The 19,288-nt window shown below is 68.7% G+C and carries 15 protein-coding genes; 6 read left to right on the forward strand and 9 right to left on the reverse strand.

The genetic code is table 11. The features are described from left to right. Positions 1 to 104 precede the first annotated feature (104 nt). From DMB37_RS15750 to DMB37_RS15770, 5 genes are all read left to right on the forward strand, one after another. Positions 105 to 1,307: a TauD/TfdA family dioxygenase gene (locus DMB37_RS15750; RefSeq protein WP_135233372.1), complete on the forward strand. Its 1,203-nt coding sequence runs from the start codon at positions 105 to 107 to the stop codon at positions 1,305 to 1,307. Further along, a complete protein-coding gene (locus DMB37_RS15755) occupies positions 1,279 to 2,289 on the forward strand; it encodes an ornithine cyclodeaminase family protein (RefSeq protein ID WP_206055258.1) in 1,011 nt (336 codons plus the stop codon). Before DMB37_RS15750 ends, DMB37_RS15755 begins: the two co-directional genes overlap by 29 nt. Further along, positions 2,280 to 3,638 (forward strand): alanine racemase, encoded by a 1,359-nt coding sequence (locus DMB37_RS15760; protein ID WP_240772405.1) that lies wholly within the window; start codon positions 2,280 to 2,282, stop codon positions 3,636 to 3,638. The genes DMB37_RS15755 and DMB37_RS15760 overlap by 10 nt, the downstream gene beginning before the upstream one ends. A 29-nt stretch (positions 3,639 to 3,667) precedes the next feature. Continuing rightward, positions 3,668 to 4,702, forward strand: coding sequence for a PLP-dependent cysteine synthase family protein (locus tag DMB37_RS15765; protein WP_135233373.1), 1,035 nt, complete (start codon positions 3,668 to 3,670; stop codon positions 4,700 to 4,702). A 109-nt stretch (positions 4,703 to 4,811) separates the two neighbouring features. Further along, positions 4,812 to 6,224: an MATE family efflux transporter gene (locus DMB37_RS15770; RefSeq protein ID WP_135233374.1), complete on the forward strand. Its 1,413-nt coding sequence runs from the start codon at positions 4,812 to 4,814 to the stop codon at positions 6,222 to 6,224. Here DMB37_RS15770 and DMB37_RS15775 read toward each other — a convergent pair. The 4 genes from DMB37_RS15775 to DMB37_RS15790 all read right to left on the reverse strand — a co-directional run bounded on the left by DMB37_RS15775 (position 6,208) and on the right by DMB37_RS15790 (position 9,435). After that, positions 6,208 to 7,590: a HEAT repeat domain-containing protein gene (locus tag DMB37_RS15775; RefSeq protein WP_135233375.1), complete on the reverse strand. Its 1,383-nt coding sequence runs from the start codon at positions 7,588 to 7,590 to the stop codon at positions 6,208 to 6,210. The two genes, DMB37_RS15770 and DMB37_RS15775, sit on opposite strands and share 17 nt — an antisense overlap. A gap of 48 nt (positions 7,591 to 7,638) precedes the next feature. Continuing rightward, positions 7,639 to 8,214, reverse strand: coding sequence for a TerD family protein (locus DMB37_RS15780; protein ID WP_135233376.1), 576 nt, complete (start codon positions 8,212 to 8,214; stop codon positions 7,639 to 7,641). 151 nt (positions 8,215 to 8,365) lie between these two features. Continuing rightward, a complete protein-coding gene (locus DMB37_RS15785; RefSeq protein WP_107659272.1) occupies positions 8,366 to 8,860 on the reverse strand; it encodes a hypothetical protein in 495 nt (164 codons plus the stop codon). A 122-nt stretch (positions 8,861 to 8,982) separates the two neighbouring features. Then, the gene (locus DMB37_RS15790) at positions 8,983 to 9,435 is read right to left on the reverse strand and encodes a flavodoxin domain-containing protein (RefSeq protein WP_135233377.1); all 453 of its coding nucleotides are present in this window, start codon (positions 9,433 to 9,435) and stop codon (positions 8,983 to 8,985) included. Between the two features lie 647 nt (positions 9,436 to 10,082). Here DMB37_RS15790 and DMB37_RS15795 point away from each other — a divergent pair. After that, on the forward strand, positions 10,083 to 11,546 hold the full coding sequence (locus DMB37_RS15795; RefSeq protein WP_135233378.1) for a stealth family protein: 1,464 nt from the start codon (positions 10,083 to 10,085) through the stop codon (positions 11,544 to 11,546). Here DMB37_RS15795 and DMB37_RS15800 read toward each other — a convergent pair. From DMB37_RS15800 to DMB37_RS15820, 5 genes are all read right to left on the reverse strand, one after another. Further along, positions 11,494 to 12,447, reverse strand: coding sequence for a phosphodiesterase (locus DMB37_RS15800; protein WP_206055259.1), 954 nt, complete (start codon positions 12,445 to 12,447; stop codon positions 11,494 to 11,496). The two genes, DMB37_RS15795 and DMB37_RS15800, sit on opposite strands and share 53 nt — an antisense overlap. A gap of 393 nt (positions 12,448 to 12,840) precedes the next feature. After that, positions 12,841 to 13,932, reverse strand: coding sequence for a glycerol dehydrogenase (locus DMB37_RS15805; protein ID WP_135233379.1), 1,092 nt, complete (start codon positions 13,930 to 13,932; stop codon positions 12,841 to 12,843). An 82-nt stretch (positions 13,933 to 14,014) separates the two neighbouring features. After that, the gene (locus tag DMB37_RS15810) at positions 14,015 to 14,776 is read right to left on the reverse strand and encodes a MazG family protein (protein ID WP_135233380.1); all 762 of its coding nucleotides are present in this window, start codon (positions 14,774 to 14,776) and stop codon (positions 14,015 to 14,017) included. Continuing rightward, positions 14,773 to 18,387 (reverse strand): transcription-repair coupling factor, encoded by a 3,615-nt coding sequence (gene mfd / locus DMB37_RS15815; RefSeq protein WP_135233381.1) that lies wholly within the window; start codon positions 18,385 to 18,387, stop codon positions 14,773 to 14,775. Before mfd ends, DMB37_RS15810 begins: the two co-directional genes overlap by 4 nt. Before the next feature lie 214 nt (positions 18,388 to 18,601). After that, entirely contained in the window at positions 18,602 to 19,249 is a 648-nt protein-coding gene (locus tag DMB37_RS15820; RefSeq protein WP_014988187.1) for a TetR/AcrR family transcriptional regulator, read from the reverse strand. Between the last annotated feature and the right edge of the window lie 39 nt (positions 19,250 to 19,288).

Raw genomic sequence — 19,288 nt, forward strand, 5'->3', positions numbered from 1 at the left:
CAGACTCGCTTAGGTAAGCCTTGCTTAACCGAGCGAGACCGGATAGCTTCGCAGATCGACGTCACTCCTGCTTTTTCGAACGATGCGAAGAAGGGACACCCTCGGTGAAAGGCGTTCTCTCCGAACGTAAGACGCTTCACCCGCTGGATATCGAACGTCGCGAGCTGCCCGCCGCCGCCGGGCGTGCGGTGCGTGAGCTCGCGCGAGAGATATCTACCACACTGGATTCGACGCTGCCCGACCCAGCCAGCACCGCCGTCACGCTGACCGATCCGATCGTGGTCGCACAGATCGAACGCAGATTCGCCGAATTACCCGCCGACGTGCGGCGCACCATGCGCCCGCCGGCCACCGCAGCAGGCGCGACCATCGTGAGCAAACTGCCACTGACCGATGCCGAATTCGGCCCGACCCCGCCGAGCTGGCGTGAGGCGGCACAGTGGAGCGGCGATGCCGCGCGGCGCGCGCACTCGTTCGAGCTGGACCTGGTCATGCTGCTGCTCGCCCGTTCGGCCGGTGAGCCTTTCGGCTGGCAGGGCCAGCAGGGCGGACGGCTGGTCAACAACATCCTGCCCTCCCCCGGCCACGAGGACGAACAGTCCGGCGCGAGCAGCAAGACCCTGCTCAGCCCGCATTCCGAGGACGCCTTCCACCCGCAGCGCGCCAACCTGCTGATGCTCGGCTGCCTGCGCAATCCGGACCTGGTCGGCACGACGGTGTCCTCGGTCCGGCGGGTCGAACTCAGCGCCGCCCAGCGCAGGCTGCTCAGCACGCCGACGCTGCCGATCCTGCCCGACGTCTCCTACGGCACCGGGCACGAACAGTATTCGGCTACACCGCTGCCGACGCTGTGGACCTCGGCCGGACCGGACGAGGCGACGCTGCGCTACGACCCCGCCTACACCCCGCTCGACGACGCCGACGCGGAATACCGCGCCGCCTACGCCCGGCTCACCGCCGAACTGGAGCGCGTCTGCGTTACGGCCGCGCTCACGCCAGGTGAAATCTTGCTGGTGGACAACGACGTCGCGGTGCACGGTCGGGTACCGTTCACCGCGCGCTACGACGGCACCGACCGCTGGCTCAAGCGGGTGAACATCCGCCTGCCTGATCGACCGCGGCGGGCCGAAGAGGCCGACGAGAATGGGTACGGGCAACGAGTCGTCGCCCCGTTCCGAGCGGCAGGAACTACCGCTTTCGTGTCCGGTGGCCGCGAGTCGGCCCGAACGGACGAACACCGGAAGCCCCATCCGGTGGCGATAGAGCGGGAAGCAGCACATGATCGAGGATCCATTGAACATCCGTGACCGCAGCACCCCGTTACGGGTGCTGAGCCGCAGCGACCTGGCCGGCGTGCCGATCACGCCCGGCGATGTCGTGCGCGCCGTGGAGGACGCGTATCTGGCGTTCGCCGCAGGGGATTCGGACAACCCACGCAAACTCAGCGTCGCGAACCCGGACGGCTGGTCGGTGTCCTACGCGATGCTCGGCCGCGACGGCCGCCGCCGGGTGGTCGCGATGAAGACGTCCTACAAGTTCGATCCCGGCCACGATCGCAGCACCAAGCGCTACTACACGACCATCACGCTCTACGACGACAGCACCGGTGCGCCGATCGCACTGATGGATTGCTCGCGGGTCGGCGCGCTGCGCACCCCCGCGGTGTCGGCGCTGCTGGTGCGCGAGACCATCCGCCGCGGCGCGGAGAGCGTGCTGCTGATCGGCACCGGCACCCAGGGCCGAAACGCGTTGCCGCACTTGCTCGCCGCGAACCCGCAGCTGCGCAAGTTGATGCTGTACGGCACCCACCCCGAAGGTCTGGACGCGGTGCACCGGCAGCTGGCCGAGTACTACCCGCACGCGCTGCTCGAAACGGTCGAAGACCCGCACGCCGCCGCGGCCACCGCCGACGTGGTGCTGGCCACCGCGGGCCCCGGCACCGAGGTGGCGCTCGAATCCAGTGATCTGGCACCGGGTTCGACGGTGGTGCTCGTCGGCTACGGGCTTGCCCCCTCCACTCTGATCGACGCCGATCGGGTCGTCGCGACCAGCGCGGAGCAGATGGCGTTGACCGGGACCGACATGGTCGGGCCGGACGGGCGGCTGCGCGCGGTGGACGCCGAGTTGCCGCAGATCCTGAGCCGTCGCGCGGTCGCGCGGCGCTCGGACGACGAGCGCATCTTCGTCTACAACAGCGGGCTCGTGCTGACCGACATCGCGGTCGCGCACGCCCTCGCCGAGCGCGCCATCGCCGAGGGGCGCGGCACGGAGGTGCCCCTGTGGGATTAGACGCGGGCGGGGTCGGGGTGACGCGCGGTGCGATCAGCGCCGCCCCGGTCCCGGCGCGCCTGGACGACTGGGAGCGCCGCGTGCTCGGCGACCCTGATCTGCTGGGCGACATCGGCTTCGCGGTGGGTGGCCCGTTCCATGTGCTGTACCCACCGCGGGTGGGCCGAAATATCCAAGGATTCCACGCCGCGTTCGAGCAGGCGGGGGTCGATGGCGTCGTGTACTACGGCAAGAAGGCGAACAAGTCCGCCGCCGTCACCCGCGCCTGCGCGGAACACGGTGCGGGCGTAGATGTTTCCAGTGTCGGCGAGCTGACGGCCGCGCTGGCGCAGGGCGTGCGCGGCAGCGAGTTGATGGTGACCGGGCCTGCGAAATCCGACGACCTGCTCTGGCTGGCCACCCGGCACGGTGCGCTGATCGCGGTCGATGATCTCGATGAGCTCGAACGCCTTGCCGCACTGGGCGACTCGACCGCGCCCGTCCGGATCATGCTCCGGGTGTTGCCCGCCGCATCAGCGAGCCGGTTCGGGATGACCGAGGCCGAGCTCGACCGCGCGCTGGCCGCGTTCGACGGCCGCGAGTCGATTCGGCTGGAAGGCTTCAGCTTTCACCTGTCCGGCTACGACGCCGTCGCCAGGGCCGAGCTGGCCGGCGCGTTGATCGCTCGCTGCCTGCACGCGCGGACGCTGGGCCAGCCCGCCACCACGCTGTCGATCGGTGGCGGCTTCGGCGTCGATTACGTGCCTGCCGCCGCCTGGGCGGAGTTCACCGAGCACGCCGACCGGCAGTGGTTCCACTCGGGCAAGTCGTTCGAGTCCTACTACCCATACCACTTCCCCGCGCCCGGCCCGGCCATGCTCGCCGCGATCCTCGCACACGACGGGCTCGCACAGCGACTGCGCGACAACGCCGTCCGGCTGGCGATCGAGCCGGGCCGCGCGCTGCTCGCGCATGCGGGTTTCACCGCCTTCCGGGTCCAGGGCAGCAAGATCCGGCACGCCGACGGCGCGCCGTACCATCTGCTCACCGTCGACGGCACCAGCTTGAGCCTGTCCGAGCAGTGGTTCGACAGCGAATACTTGCCCGACCCGCTGCTGTGGCCCACCCGGCCGGGCAGTACCACCCCGACCAGCGTCGGCGCGGCCACCTGCCTCGACTCCGACATGCTCAGCTGGCGGCGGATCCCGCTACCGCGCGCCGCCACGGTCGGTGACCTGCTGATCTACCCGAATACCGCCGGTTACCAAATGGACTCGAACGAGTCCGCCTTCCATGAGCTGCCGATACCGCCGAAGGTGCTGCTGCACGACGCACCCGGCGATCGGCTCCGCTGGACGCTCGACGGCTGACACCCACCACCTGAACTAGGAGAAAATCCATGCCGCTCGTCACGCGCGTGACGGATCTGATCGGCCGCACGCCGCTGTTCGAACTGGCGGCCACCTCGACCGGCACCCGGTTACTGCTCAAGCTGGAGCAGTTCAACCCGACCGGTGCGGCCAAGATCAGAATGGCCCGCGAAATGGTGCTCGATGCGGAGCGGCGCGGGTTGCTGGGAAGTGGCGGGCATATCATCGAGTCGACATCCGGGAACACCGGACTCGGTCTCGCGGTAGTAGCTGCCGAACGTGGGTATCGCTTTACCGCAGTGGTCGATCATCACGCATGTAAGGACAAGCTGCGCGCTATGCGAGCAATGGGTGCGGAATTGGTGTTCGTCGCCGATGACGGCGACGACAACCTGGCCACCTCGGCCCGGGAAGACCTGGCCGAGGCGATGGCGGCCGCGCGGCCGGACGCGTACTTCACCGAGCAGCACAACAACGACGCCAACGCGGTCGGCTACTACGCGGTCGCCGAAGAGTTGCTGGAGGACGTGGAGCGGGTCGACATCCTGCTGTCCTCGGTCGGCACCGGCGGTTCGCTGTTCGGCACCGCGACCCGGCTGCGCCAACTCGGTTGTGTGCCACGGGTGATCGGCGTCGAGCCGGTCGGCTCGATCGCCTTCGGCGGCGAGGGCGGCCCGTACTGGCAGTCCGGCACCGGCACCCCGCCCGGCGCGACCATCGGTACCGCCGTGGACTACTCGCTGCTGGACGAGGGCGTCAAGGTGACCGACGTCGACGCCTTCGCGACTGCCCGCGCCGTGGCCGCCCAGCTCGGCCTGATGATCGGCGGCTCGGCGGGCGGGTCGGTGCACGCCGCGCTCAGCAGGCTCGACGAATTCCCGCCCGGCTCAACCATCGTCACCCTCGTCTGCGACGGCGGCGAGAAATACCTGGACACCGTCTTCGACGACGACTGGATGGCCGAACGCGATCTGCTCGACCCCGCGGCCGAAGCCGAAGTGCTGGCGATGCTGCACCGCTACACCCCCACTGCCCGCCGTGCCGAGCTCGCGGAGGTTCGATGAAGCACTCGCTAACCGCCCCAGATCGGCGCGGCGAACGAATCGGTCTGCCGCGCACGGTGGTTTCCGGCGCCGTCCGCAGCTTCCGATATGAGCGTGCGGAGGTGGCCCGGTGAATCTGTCGGGCTACCGGGCCGACAGCCGTCGGCTCACCGCGCTCGCGACGCCGATCGCGATGACGCAGTTGGCGCAGATCGCGGTGTCCACCACCAACATCGTGCTGATGGGCACGCTCGGCGTGCAGCAGGTGGCCGCGGGTGGGCTGGCGATCGCGCTGTTCAACCAGATTCGCACCATGTGCGTCGGGCTGATCACCGCGAGCGGCAATCAGATCGCCACCGCGGTGAGTTCGGCGGGTAAGCGTGGCGAGTCCCCCGACGAAGAGATCAAAGACGTACTGCGGTCGAGCTTTCTGATCGCCACCCTGGCCGGCCTCGTCGGTGGGGTAGTACTCATCGGGCTCGGCTGGTCGTTGCAGTGGCTCGGCCAGGATGCCGGAGTGCTGGCCGACGCGCGTCCGCTGATGGTCGCGCTGGCACCAGGTCTGTTGCCGTGCCTGTGGTTCCAGGTGCTGCGGCAGTACACCGTCGGCATGCAGCGCCCGCAGGCCCTGCTGCTGGTCACGCTCGGCTCGGTGGTGCTGAATCTGCTGCTCGCGCTCGGCTTCATCCACGGCCGCGCCGGACTGCCCGAGCTCGGCCTCACCGGTATCGGCGTGGCCACCTCGCTGGTCTTCCTGATCACCTTCGGCGTGTTCTGGGCGATGGTGCGCCGGGACCACCGGCTCGGCGCCACGCTGCCGCTGCGGCCGTGGCCGGTGCGGCGGTCCACCGTGCTCGCCGAGCTGCGCCTCGGTGGGCCGATCGCCCTCACCTACGGCTCCGAGGCGGGCATGTTCTCGGTGCTCGCGCTCGTCATGGGCAGCATCGGCCCGGCGGCGCTGGCCGCGCACAACGTCGTCTACCAGATCATCTACATCGTGTTCCAGGTCGCCATCGGCCTGTCGCACGGCGCGTCGATCCTGGTCAGCCACGCCGTCACCCGCGACGAGTACCAGCACGCCAGGGCGCTGGCCTGGCTCGCGCTGCGGCACGTCGGCGTGGTGGCCGCGATCACCGGCGCGATCTACGTGATCGCACCCGACCTGGTGCTGCGGCCGTTCCTGAACTCGGACGACACCAGCACCATCGAGATCGCGCACACCCTGCTCTTGATCGGCATCGTGCTGCAATTCTTCGACGCGGCGCAGAACATCGGCACCGGACTCCTGCGCGGACTGAAGGAGACCAACGCGGGCTTCCGTCTGTCGCTCGTCGGCTACTGGGGCGTCGGCCTTCCCGTCGCCCTACTGCTGGCCTTCCCGATCGGCCTCGGCGCGGCCGGTGTCTGGTGGGGTCTCACCGCGGGCTTGGCCACCACGGCCGTTCTCATGCTCCGCCGCTACTTCGCCATGCTCGACGCGAGGGAACGCGATCGCCCCAGGTTGATCCCGGAAGCCCCGGAAAGCCTCAGCAGCCCGAGCTGATCGGCAGCGCGCCGCGGTGTCCGAAGCGCTGACCACAGGCGGTCAGCGCAAGGACACCGTGGCCCGCAACGCGAGTGTGCGGGCCCAGGCCGGTAGGACTCACCGAGACCTGATCGGCGATCCGGAACGGCGTTGCGACATCGGCCCTGCCCGGGAGCGCCGGCCCGCGCTCTCCCCGGTGCACCGGCCCGGCGTCGAACGATCCCGCGGGCATGTTGTGGTCGGAGTAGCAGTACCGCGCTACGGCACCGTCCTCGGCGATGCACCAACCCCACCAGTCCGAGCAGCCGCCGTCCTCGACATGGGCGTACCACTGCGCGGCACCGAATTGCCGGCTCAGTTCCGCGCAGAATGCTTGCCGTGCCGCGTGTTCGGCTGAGCCGGCGTCCTCGGCCGGAGTCGTTGCTTCGTCTTCGTCTGCCGAATCCACCAGGAGTGCCGCGACTTTGCGGTCGTGGGCCGCCAGTTCCTGCTCGACGACGGGGATGCCGAATACCAATGTCCAGCCGTCCAGCACCGGACTCACATACATCCGGGCACAGTCCGCGTGGTCTTCGTATCCTCGATCACCCGGGTAGCCGGCGCCGTCCCACACCCGGCCGTCCCGGCCCATCGCCAGCGTGGCAGGAACTGGATGGGCGAGCCCGAAAGCCGCCAGCACCGCCGCCTGATCCGTAGTCCGCACCGCGTACCACTCGCCCTGCACGGTGAACGGTGTCGGCACTTCCCTGGCAAGCGTCAGCCGGATCAGCCGCCGCAATAGCGTCTGTTCCGCCGAATCGAGGGTGTCCCAGCCGATCTCGGCCATGGCGGCCAATGCGCCGCGCCGTGCGGTCGGCTCCGTTGCGCGGCGCACCCGACGCAGCAACGGCACGACGGACGGGCCGAGCCTGCCGAGTGCGGCCACCGCCTTGGCCCGCACCGGCTCCGCCGGATCGGACAGCAGCACGATCAGCAGGGACACGTACTCGAGCCTGCGCCGGTAGCCGATGAGCCAGGCCAGCTCGCCGCGTTCATTCGCATCTTCGGAAACCAGCTCTTGCGCATAGCGGATGACCTCATCCGACGGCGCGATACCGAGGGCCAGACACCCCCGGCCAGTGATCTCCGGCGACCAGTCGCACGCGATCAGCTCGAGCAGATCCCCGAAGGCGGGCGGGCCGATCTGCCGGAGCACCGACGCGCAGAGCGCCACATCGGCGGGCGTGTCTTGCTCGTGCAGTACCCCGTACACCAGCGGTTCGACCACGATCGGGCCTGCCGCGGCCAACATCGCCGCGGCCGAATCCCGGATCCGCGGGTCCGGCGACGCCAGCTCGTCGACCGCGGCATACACCGCCCGGTACTGCTCGATAGGTTGCGCCACAACAACTTCGTACCAGCGCGGACCGACAGAGCGACGGCGCTGGATCGATCAGATGTGGACGCCGTAGTCGCGGGCGATGCCCGCCAAACCTGAGGCGTAACCCTGGCCGATGGCGCGGAACTTCCATTCGTTGCCGTGGCGGTACAGCTCGCCGAAGATCATCGCGGTTTCGGTGGAGGCGTCCTCGGTGAGGTCGTAGCGGGCCAGTTCGATGCCGGTCGACGCGTCCACCACGCGGATGAACGCGTTGCGGATCTGGCCGAAGGACTGACTGCGCGCGTCGGCGTCGTGGATGGATACCGGGAAGAAGATGTTGGTGATGGTCGGCGGGGTGGCGGCCAGGTCGACGTTGATGACCTCGTCGTCGCCTTCGCCCTCGCCGGTCAGGTTGTCGCCGGTGTGCTCGATCGACCCCTCGGGGGAACGCAGGTTGTTGTAGAAGACGAAGTGCTGATCCGAGAGCACCTTCAGATCGGGTCCGGTCGCCAGCGCGCTCGCGTCGAGGTCGTAGTCGGCGCCCGTGGTGGTTCGCACGTCCCACCCGAGTCCCACCGCAACCTTGGTGAGGTTGGCTGCCTGCTTAGACAGCGAAACATTTCCACCCTTGGCCAATGTGACGCTCATGACTGCACCTCGCTGACGCTCGGCTCCGTCATGCGCGAGGCGCGCTGACACATGATTCGCTCACTTCGTTCGCTCATGAATCCCTTCCCTGCGGCCCGTTCGCGCCGCCTTCATCTCGATTATTGTCCGGTCCCAGACCTGTTGCGCAGGTTCAGTTCTGACCGTCGGCCCAGGCCCGCAGCGTGTTCACCCGACCCTCGAGTGCGTGCAGCTCGGCCGGGTCGAGCACGGTGCGCTGGATGCCGCCCGCCACCGCGAAGGCCGACTGCCGATGGTCGTCGATCGCCTCGACGTCGATGCGCACCGCGACGTAGTCGGCGGCGTCGGGCATCTGCTCGGCAATCACCCGTGCGGTGCCGCGTGCGCACAGCGCGACGTTGCCGCCGCCGAGGATCAGCAGCGCCACCTGCGGTCGTTCCCGCAACCGGGCCAGCGACCCACGATCGAACTTGAGACTGAGCAGGATTTGCCGATCACCGGCGCGCACCGGCCAGGACACCGGGATCGCGTGCGGTCCGGGGTCGGTGGTCACCAGCACGGCGATCGTCTCCCGGGGCCATTCCGGTAGCACGTCCAGCTCGGGGTGATCGTCGTGATGATCTGTCGAGTGGTCTTGACGTTGCGCGGGGCTCGCTCCGGCTGCCATCTTTCGTCACCTCATGGATCGTCGAGCGCGACGGGCTGTGCCGCGCTTGATAGCAGTCTAAAGTGCTGGGCCACTTGTCCGCTGGCGCTGGTCCCGATGTCCGGAGTGCTCTCAGCGGACTATCAGGCCGGGGCGAGCGCGCGGATGGGCAGGGTTGCCGCCCAGTCGCGGGCCATGTCCCGCGCGCGGATTTCGGTCGACGCGTCGTGGCGGGCATGCACCCCGACCTGCGTGGCGCCGCACTCGACGAGCCGTTCGGCCGCGATCTCCCCGCCGCGGTTGAAGGTGTCGCCGTAGATGCTGTCGCCGAGGCCGAACACGGCGAAGCGCAGACCGGTCAGGTCGGGAGCCGCGACGGCGAGTTCCTCGAAGAACGACTCCGCACCGGTCGGCAGATCGCCGTCGCCGTAGGTGGAGCAGACGATGACGTGGAAGTCGTGCGCGTCGAGGTCGTCGACGGCGAAATCGCTCAGGTCGTAGACCGACACGTCGTAGGCGGAGAGCGCGTCCGCGACGCTGTCTGCGACGGTTTCGGCGGTGCCCATCTCGGATCCGAACAGAATGACGACGCGCACGGCGTTGCGCTCCCTTCTCCGATCAATATTGGTGAGGCTATCCTAACTACGCTTGGCCGAGGGGCGCTACCCCGTGCCGTTCGTTCATCGGCCGGTCATGATGACAATCACGGTGCGCGAACGCGCCATCCGGCGTAAGCCCAGCCCAACCGGGCCGAGATGCCTCGCGCGACCGGCCGCTATGCGATCGGCGCCGCAAAGGGCCACGCCAGAGGCAGCGGAACGGCAGCAGGTGGGACGGAGTGTCCCGATTGACGAAATGCCACCGTAGATGCATCATTCGTACAGTCCCCATTGTTGTCTGGGACATCTCTCTTCTGCCGGCCGATGATTGTCCGGCCAGCGTGCTGTCTTCCGTGCGCACGCTCGGTCGTTCTTCAGCCGCGCGCACGGATCCAGCACACCCATCCGACGCTGTGCGTCCTGCCGTGAGTGAGGTGAAAACGAATGGTTAACCGATCGTCTGGAATCCGCGTGATCAATTCGTTCCCGCGCTACGGCATCGTGCCCCACTTCTGAATCCGACCGCGCCGGGCGCGGTGCTGCCCAGTCGGCGTCACGACGCCGGCGGTAGCGCCGCTCGGCCCCGGCGCGGTGCCTCGGAGCTGGGACCCAACGGTGCACGAACGGATGTGGAGAAGAAACTGATGATGGACATGGGGGCTGTGAACCCGACGGCTGTAGAGATGGTGACCCGGCCGATGGCGGGCAACCTCGCCGTATCGGCTGCGATGATCGAGGATTTGGGCTGGCTGCGTAGCGAACTCGCGGCCGCCGAGGTGCCGTTCCTGCTGATCCGCGACAGCGGCGCACGACTCATGCTGGCGACGGACGCGGCACACCAGCTGATGGTGCGCCGGGTGACGGCCGCCGCGACAACCGCGGGCTTCGCGTGTACCGAGGTGCAGCACAACGTTTTCCGGCTCGGCCGCGACAGCGATCCGGCCCACCACGTCGAGCTGGAACTGTGGGAGTACCACGGCGACACGGTCGAATGCCCGCGCCCGAATGCCCTCACCCGCAACGTATTCGACCTGGCCGATGTCGAACACACGCAAGTGCTGCTGTTCGACCGCGCCTGGCCGACGCTGGTCGACATGTTCGCGCCACAGGCCACCGACGTGAACTTCGATATCGACCTGGTGTTCTCCTGGGTGGACGGCTCCGACCCGGAGTTCCGGGCCCGCCGCGCCGGGATGCTTGCGCAGGTGGTGGTCGGCGAGGGTGACGACGCCGACGCGCGCATCCGGCAGATCGACGAGCTGAAATACTCACTGCGGTCGGTGGACAAGAACGCGCCGTGGATCCGGCGGATCTTCATCGCGACCGACTCGACGGTGCCCGCCTGGCTGGCCGAGCATCCTCGGGTAACGGTTGTCCGTGCGCTGGACCACTTTTCGGACACCAGCGGACTGCCGACCTTCAATTCCCATGCGGTGGAATGCCAGTTGCAGCACATCGAGGGGCTCAGCGAGCACTTCCTGTACTCCAACGACGACATGTTCTTCGCCCGTCCGGTGCGCCCGTCGATGTTCTTCACCGCGGGCGGGGTCAGCCGGTTCATCGAGGCCGACACCAGGATCGGGCCGGGCGGAAACAACGAGCGGCGCAGCGGTTTCGAGAACGCCGCGCGGGTGAACCGGGAACTGCTCGCCGAGCGGTTCGGCCACATCATCACCCGGCATCTGGAGCACACGCCGGTTCCGTTGCGGCGCAGCGTGTTACTGGAGATGGAGGCGGAGTTCGGCGCCGACTTCGCGCGCACCAGGGCCAGCCGGTTCCGTTCGGCCACCGACATTTCCGTCACCAACTCGCTGTACCACTACTACGCGCTGCTCACCGGGCGCGCGGTGCCGCAGGAGAAGGCGAAGATGCGCTACGTCGACACGACCAGCCGCAAAGGGCTTGCGCTGCTGGACGGTATCGCCGAACGGCGTGATGTCGACTTCTTCTGCCTGAACGACGGAAGCTTCCCGGAGATCACCGAAACCGAACGGGTACAGGCGGTTTCCGAGTTCCTGTCCGGCTACTTCCCGGATCCGGCGCCGTGGGAGCGGCTCAGCGCACCGTCTCGTCATCCGATTCCGGAGTCGTCGCCCGGCGCCGCATGACATGCGGGATGCGCGCGGCGGGCGGGATGACAATGCCCGCCGCCGCGAGCGTCTGCGCAGCCTCTTCGGCCGTCGCGGGCGAGCCGACCGTCGGGCCCCGGTCGATCGGCACCACCGAGTGCACCACGGTGTCCGGGTAGATGTGCACGTAGTTGAAGGCCTGCGCGCCGTCTCGACCGCGCAGGCCGCCCTGCTCGACGCCGAGATCTTGGCTGTAGCAGGTCGCCGAGGCCACCGAGACCGGGATGCCCGCGAAGGTGGCGTTGGTGGAGAAGTGCAGGTGACCGGCCAGGATGGCCCGGACGTCGCTGCCGTCGAGCACGTCGGCCAGCCTGCGCTGGTCGCGCAGCTCGACGGTGACGGCGAGGTCGAGCACGCACGGGACCGGCGGATGATGCATGGCCAGGATGGTGCCGAACGGGGCGGGCTCGGCGAGCACCGAACGCAGCCAAGCCAGCTGTTCGTCGGAGATCTCGCCGTAGTGATGGCCGGGAACCGAGGTGTCCAGGGCGATGATGCGCAGGCCGTCGATCAGATGGACGCGGTCCAGCGGCGCGGTCGATCCTCGTTCGCCGAGCAGCTTGCGGCGCAGGAGACTGCGGTCGTCGTGGTTCCCCGCGACCCACACGATGGGCGCTGGCAAACTTCTTGCAAATGGCTCGATCAAAGCCTTGAGCTTGTCGTACGCCGCGGGTTCACCCTTGTCGGTGAGATCGCCGGTGAACACGATCGCGGTCGGCTGGATCCGGCTGGCCGCGGCCTGCTCGAGTAGCTGGCGTAATCGCTGGTCCGCGTCTACGTCACCGTACAAATCCCCGTCGCCGGCGATCACATGGGTGTCGCTGAAGTGGAACAACACATGATCCGGTCGCGGGTGCTCCGCGACTCTGCTGATGTGCACCGGACCGAACGTCCTCCCCGGCGGTTTGCCCGCCATTGGCTTCGGATTCCACCGCCAGAATAGCGAAGGACTACTGACAGGTTTCCCGCCAGACGGTGACGACATGCTTTCGGGAAGGTGAGGTTTGGATGTCGAAATCCCGCCGAGGTGGGCCGACGTCCACCGCGCGCCGACTTGATCAGTGACGCGTCTCATAGCCGAGTCGGGGTTTCATTCCGCGTGGCAGGCACCAGCGGGGCACCACGGCTCAGGCCCCTTGCGGCGTCTCGATGTGTCAGCGCGGGCGCTCCGGTTGGCGGCGCGCGGCCTTGCCGCATCGGCCATTCGCCCCGTGCGGACTGGCGTGCGGTTCAGCGGCGGCCGAGGGTGTCAGCCGCGCGGACTGCGTGCGGTTCAGCGGCGGCCGAGGGCGTCGGCGGCGCGAATCGCGTCCAGGGTCATCGCGGCGTCGACAGCGAAGGGTTCGTTGTGGATTGTCTCGCCGGGTGCGGTGGCACGGATCGCGATGGCGGACAGGGTGTTTTCGTCGGCGTCGGCGAGGCCGAGCGCGGCGAGGGTGGTGGGCAGGCCGACTTCGGCACAGAAGTCGAGGACGGTATCGATCTCGCCGGCCGCGGCACCTTCCAGCACCAACTGGGTGAGGACGCCGAAAGCAACCTTCTCGCCGTGCAGAAACGCGTGCGTCTGCGGGGCGGCGGTGAGTCCGTTGTGCACGGCGTGCGCGGCGGCCAGCCCGGAGGATTCGAAGCCGAGACCGGACAGCAGGGTGTTGGCCTCGACGATGCGCTCCAGCGCGGGTGTGACGGCGTGCTCGCGTACCGCGGCCAACGCCTGCGTGCCGTCCGCCAGCAGCGTGTTGTAGCAGAGTTCGGCGAGGGCGGTGGCGCTGCGGGTGGACGCACCACCACGCATATTCCGCACCCGCGCGGCCGTGCACGTGCGCGCCTCGAACCAGGTGGCGAGCGCGTCGCCCATGCCCGAGGCGAGCAGCCGGGCGGGCGCCTGGGCGATGGCGGAGGTATCCACCAGCACCAGCGCCGGGTTGCGCCGGACCAGCTGGTAGGTCTCGACTTCGCCTGCCGCCGTGTAGATCACCGACAGCGCGCTACACGGCGCATCGCTCGACGCGGTGGTCGGGCAACTGATCATCGGCAACGCCAGATCGTCGGCGACCGCACGCGCCGAGTCGAGCACCTTCCCGCCGCCCGCCCCCAGCACCGCGGTGCTGCCACTGTCCCGCACCGCCGCGGTGATCGTCGCGATCTCCGCCCTGGTGCATTCTCCGCTCGAAAGATGCACGGTGTAAGCGATTTTCGCGTCGGTCAACGACCGCTCCCACGCCTCGGCCAGCAACCGCTGCGCGCTACGCCCCGCCACGATCGTGACCGGCCCCTCGATTCCCAGCCGCGCCATCTCCGCGCCGAGCTGCTCGGTGGCCGCGCGCCCCTGCACGTAGTGCCCTGGCGACGAAAACACACTCAACATCCGAAACCTCCCGATCCCGAGCCGGGCTGTGCCGAATCCCGTGCACACCGCTGCCCGACCGCCGACGTTCGTTTCGTCAACGCTACGCGTCGGCCGCCCAGTACTTGTACCAATCGTCGCTGGTGAGCGGGCGGCGTTCACCGCGGGCGGTTTCCGCGGCGTCTTCGGTGGCCTGGATGGTGGCGGCGAAGGCGAGGGTTGCTTTGCGGAGGCGTTCCTCGGCGCTGTCGGGGCCGCCGAGATGGACGACGCGCAGGTCCTCGGGGATCAGGTCGGCGGGCAGGCCGGCCTTGGTGCTGCGGTCGCGGATCTTCTCGGCGAGGGCCAGCGCGGGTTGGGCCATGGCGATGCCGTCGAGGCAGGAGCGGCGGGACTTTTCCGCGGATTTGCGTTCTTCCCAGGCACTTTCCTGCGCCGCGATCTTCTCTTCCAGGGAGGTGTCGGCGGCGAAGTCGGCGTCGCGCAGGTAGGGGCTGCGGTTGACCAGCTTGGCCACCAGGGCGGCGGCGACGTCATCGACGGTGAATTCGCCTGCCGCCTGGGCGATCCGGGAGTGGAAGAGCACCTGGAGCAGCAGGTCGCCCAGTTCTTCCTTGATGGTTTCGGCGTCGTTGTGCTGGATGGCATCGAGGAGTTCGTAGGTCTCCTCGAGCAGGTAGGGGCGCAGGGAGTCGTGCGTCTGGGTGACTTCCCAGCCGCCGAAGTGCCACAGGCGGTCCATGACCTCCACTGCGCCGGTGAGACCGGCCGCCACCACCGCGGTGTCGGAGGGTGCCTCGGTCGGCCGGCTAGCGGCGGCGTGGCGGGCGGCCCGCAGCACCGCCTCGTCCCGATCGGTACTCATCGGGCGGCCGAGACCTCGGTCGCGGTGGTGAGATCTACTGCGCCCTGCGCCTTTCCGTCCAATGCCAGCAGTAGGTCGGCGACGAATTGCAGGAGCACCACGTCGCGGACCCGCTCCGCTCCGACACTGTCTTCGACGCGCGGCAGCGGCAGCGAGATGACCCCGCTGGCCGCGCGGTAACTGGCGCTGGGGTAGATCCGCTTGAGGCGCAGCTGCTTCGAGTCCGGCAGTTGCAGCGGCGAGACCTTGAGTGTTGTTCCGGTGACCGCGATTTCAGTGACTCCGTACTCGCGGGCCAGCAGCCGGAGCTTGGCCACCGAGACCAGGCGGCCGACCTCGACCGGCAGCGGGCCGTATCGGTCGACGAGCTCCTCGACCACCGAGGCGAGGGTCGAATCGTCCTGCGCGGAGGCCAGTTTGCGGTATCCCTCGAGCCGGAGCCGGTCGCTGCCGATGTAGTCGGGCGGGATGTGCGCGTCGACGGGCAGGTCGATGCGCATTTCCTTGGGTTCCTCGGTGGTGATGGGCCTGCCGTCGGCGGCGGCCCGGTAGGCCTCGACGGCCTCGCCGACCAGCCGGACGTAGAGGTCGAAGCCGACGCCCGCGACGTGCCCGGACTGCTCGGCACCGAGCACGTTACCGGCGCCGCGGATTTCGAGGTCCTTCATCGCCACGGCCATGCCCGCCCCGAGGTCGGAGTTCTGCGCGATGGTGGCGAGGCGGTCGTAGGCGGTCTCGGTGAGCGGCTTCTCCGGCGGGTACAGGAAGTAGGCGTACCCGCGTTCCCGGCTGCGCCCGACCCGGCCACGCAGCTGGTGCAACTGCGAAAGACCGAGGGCGTCAGCGCGTTCCACCAGCAGCGTGTTGGCGTTGGAGATGTCGAGGCCGGTCTCGATGATCGTGGTGCAGACCAGCACGTCGAATTCGCGCTCCCAGAACCCCTCCACGGTGGACTCGAGGGCGTCCTCGTTCATCTGACCGTGCGCGACGGCCACCCTGGCCTCGGGCACCAGATCGCGAATCCGCTTGGCGGCCTTGTCGATCGAGGACACCCGGTTGTGCACGTAGAAGACCTGGCCGTCGCGCAGCAGCTCGCGCCGGATGGCGGCGGTGACCTGCTTGTCGTTGTAGGCGCCGACGTAGGTGAGCACCGGATGCCGCTCCTCCGGCGGGGTGAGGATGGTCGACATCTCGCGGATGCCGGCCAGGCTCATCTCCAGGGTGCGCGGGATCGGCGTTGCGGACATGGTCAGCACGTCGACGTGGGTGCGCAGCGCCTTGATGTGTTCCTTGTGTTCGACACCGAAGCGCTGCTCCTCGTCGACCACGACGAGCCCGAGATCCTTCCAGCGCACGCCGGTCTGCAGCAGGCGGTGGGTGCCGACCACGATGTCGACGCTGCCGTCGGCCATGCCCTCCAGCACGGCGCGGGCGTCGGCCGGATCGGTGAATCGGGACAGGCCCTTCACGGTCACCGGGAAGCCCGCGACCCGTTCGGTGAAGGTCTGCAGATGTTGTTGCGCCAGTAGCGTTGTCGGCACCAGCACGACGACCTGCTTGCCGTCCTGCACCGCCTTGAACGCCGCGCGCACGGCGATCTCGGTCTTGCCGTAACCGACGTCGCCACATACCACCCGGTCCATCGGAACCGGCTTCTCCATGTCCGACTTCACCTCGGCGATGGCGGTCATCTGGTCGACGGTCTCGGTGAACGCGAACGCGTCCTCCATCTCCTGCTGCCACGGCGTATCGGGGCCGAACGCATGCCCCGGCGCCGCCTGACGCGCGGCATACAGCTGCACCAGCTCGCCGGCGATCTCGCGAACCGCCTTGCGCGCCTTGCGTTTCGTGTTGGCCCAGTCCGACCCGCCGAGCTTGGACAGGCTGGGCAGCTCGCCGCCGACGTAGCGCGACAGCTGATCCAGCGACTCCATCGGCACGAACAACCGGTCGCCCGGCTGGCCGCGCTTGCCGGGCGCGTACTCGATGACCAGGTATTCCCGGCGGGCGCCGCCGACGGTGCGCTCGATCATCTCGACGAATCGCCCGATGCCGTGCTGATCGTGCACCACCATGTCGCCCGCGTTCAACGCCAGCGGGTCGACCTGGTTGCGGCGCTTGGCGGGCAGGCGTTTGCCGTCGCCGGGCGCGGTCATCCGGTTGCCGGTGAGATCGGATTCGGCGACGACGACGAGCCCGGCGTCGTCGAAGACCAGCCCGTCGTGCAGCGAACCGCACAGCACGCCGACCACGCCGTTGCTCGGTTCGGCGCCGGGTTCCAGCGCGGCGGCGGGCACGTCGGCGTCGGCGAGGCGTTCCAGAATGCGTTGCGCCGTACCGTGTCCGGCGACGACGACCACGGCGCGGCCGCCGGTGGCCACGTGCGCGCGCAGCGAGGCGAAGATGGTCGCGACGAGTTCGTCGGAGCCGCGGGCGGTCGGCCCGGCCAGCACCGGCAGCACCACCTCTTCGGGGACGCCCGCAGTGAGCGGGCTCAGCGTCCACCAGGGCAGGCCGTGCTGGTCGGCGCTCTCGTGCACGACCGGCAGCGCCCGATAGCCGGAGGCGGCCAGGTCCAGTCCGTGTGCGCCGAGCGGAGCGGCGGCGCCGAAGGAGGCGGCGGTCCAGGACGCCTCCAGGAATTCCTCACCGGTGCGCACCAGGTCGGCGGCGCGGGTGCGGATCTTCTCCGGATCGCAGAGCAGCAGATGGGTGTTTCCGGGCAATACCTCGGTGAGCAGGCGTAACTCGCCGGGCTGCAACACCGGAAGCAGCGCCTCCATGCCGTCCACCGGAACGCCGTTGGCCAGCTTCTCCAGCATCTCGACCAGCGCGGCGTCGGCCGCGTTGGCGGCGGCGACCTCGGCGGCCCGCGCGCGCACGGCGTCGGTGAGCAGCAGTTCGCGACAGGGCGGCGCGACGACGGCCTCAACCGACACCTCGGGCAGCGAGCGCTGGTCGGCGACGGCGAACGGCCGCAGCTCGGTGACCTCGTCGCCCCAGAACTCCACGCGCACCGGATGATCGGCGGTCGGCGGGAAGAGGTCGAGGATGCCGCCGCGCACCGCGAACTCGCCGCGCTTGCCGACCATGTCGACCCGGCTGTAGGCGAATTCGACCAGGCGCGTGAGGAGTTCATCGAAGTCGAGCTCGGCCCCGACGCGCAGCACGATCGGCTCGATGTCGCCGAGTCCACCGGCCATCGGCTGCATCAGCGACCGCACGGTGGTGACCACCACGCGCAGCGGCGCGGGGAAGGCCGGGTCCTCGGGGTGGGCCAGCCTGCGCAGCACCTCGAGCCTGCGCCCGACGGTGTCGGCGCCGGGTGAGAGCCGCTCGTGCGGCAAAGTTTCCCAGGACGGGAACTGCGCGACCGTCGGCCCGAGCATCTCCTCGAGCTCGACGGTCAGATCGTCGGCCTCGCGCCCGGTCGCGGTGACCACCACCAGCGGCCGTTTCGCCGCGATCGTCGCGGCCACGAACGGACGCACCCCGGACGGCCCGACCAGCTCGACCGACGACTTGCCGACCAGCTCGGTGACGGTCCGCAACGCGGTGTCGGCACCGGCGACCGCCGCGAGTCCCGCCAGCGGTGGGCGATGGGTCGGCATCACAACTCCTGAGCTCGAGCCGGGTAATTCCAGCAGCGAGCCGAGTCTAGCGGTCCCGCCACTCCGGGTATTCAGGCCAGACCTAGGTGCGCCATCCGCAGCGTTGGCGGCCACCGGGGACGGAGCGAGCTGGGTTAGCCCGTACCCGGTGAGTTACCCGTGTGCTCCCGAAATCAGTCGTCACCGACAAGTAGCGTCGAGACGGCGATAGGGCTCAGGGCACGTAGCGACGCAGGCGCCGCGCCGCGAACTCGCGGAAGTAGGCCAGCTTCTCGGCGGGGACGATCGAGGGGAGCAGGAAGTACCAGACGCGTTCCATCCTGGTCGCCATCTGGTCGATCGACTCGGTGCCGACGGCGATGATGTGCACGCCCGCGGTCATCTCCTGCAGCAGCATGCCGATTACCTCGGCGTCGAGCTCCGGCTGCAAATCGCCTTGGGCGATGGCTCTTTCGGAGAGCACGCGGTAGGTGTCGCCCCACGTCTTGGCGATGTTGTCGCCCTGCGCGCCGCGATAGTCACCGATCTGATGGGTCAGCTTGAGCATCGCGCCGACCATCGGATCGTTCATCGATAGGTCGGCCACGACGTAGGTGATGCCGATGCACGCCTCGAGTGCGGGCACCCGGGGGTCGAAGAAGCCCTGACACGAGCTGACCAGCCGCTCGTTGCCCTGGTCGACCACCGCGCGCGCCAGCTCTTCCTTCGAGCCGAAGTGAAAGTACAAGGCGCCCTTGGTCACATTGGACTGCGCGATGATCTCGCTCAGACTCGCATTCGCGTAACCCAAGCGCAGAAAGACATCGGCAGCGCCCGCAAGAACGGAGTCGCGGGTGATCTCCGCGCGCGCTTGCCTAGCCATCAGATCCGCCTGTCATCCTAAAAACCAGCCATCCTGAAG

It is taken from the genome of Nocardia sp. CS682 (assembly GCF_004634405.1).
Lineage (GTDB): Bacteria > Actinomycetota > Actinomycetes > Mycobacteriales > Mycobacteriaceae > Nocardia > Nocardia ninae.

What these genes read in the sequence shown, in the direction of transcription:
- DMB37_RS15755 (WP_206055258.1), top strand. Translation starts at nt 1,279, where the DNA reads ATGATCGAGGATCCATTGAACATCCGTGACCGCAGCACCCCGTTACGG.
- DMB37_RS15765 (WP_135233373.1), top strand. Translation starts at nt 3,668, where the DNA reads ATGCCGCTCGTCACGCGCGTGACGGATCTGATCGGCCGCACGCCGCTG.
- DMB37_RS15780 (WP_135233376.1), bottom strand. Translation starts at nt 8,214, where the DNA reads ATGAGCGTCACATTGGCCAAGGGTGGAAATGTTTCGCTGTCTAAGCAG.
- DMB37_RS15785 (WP_107659272.1), bottom strand. Translation starts at nt 8,860, where the DNA reads ATGGCAGCCGGAGCGAGCCCCGCGCAACGTCAAGACCACTCGACAGAT.
- DMB37_RS15795 (WP_135233378.1), top strand. Translation starts at nt 10,083, where the DNA reads ATGATGGACATGGGGGCTGTGAACCCGACGGCTGTAGAGATGGTGACC.
- DMB37_RS15805 (WP_135233379.1), bottom strand. Translation starts at nt 13,932, where the DNA reads ATGTTGAGTGTGTTTTCGTCGCCAGGGCACTACGTGCAGGGGCGCGCG.
- DMB37_RS15810 (WP_135233380.1), bottom strand. Translation starts at nt 14,776, where the DNA reads ATGAGTACCGATCGGGACGAGGCGGTGCTGCGGGCCGCCCGCCACGCC.
- mfd (WP_135233381.1), bottom strand. Translation starts at nt 18,387, where the DNA reads ATGCCGACCCATCGCCCACCGCTGGCGGGACTCGCGGCGGTCGCCGGT.
- DMB37_RS15820 (WP_014988187.1), bottom strand. Translation starts at nt 19,249, where the DNA reads ATGGCTAGGCAAGCGCGCGCGGAGATCACCCGCGACTCCGTTCTTGCG.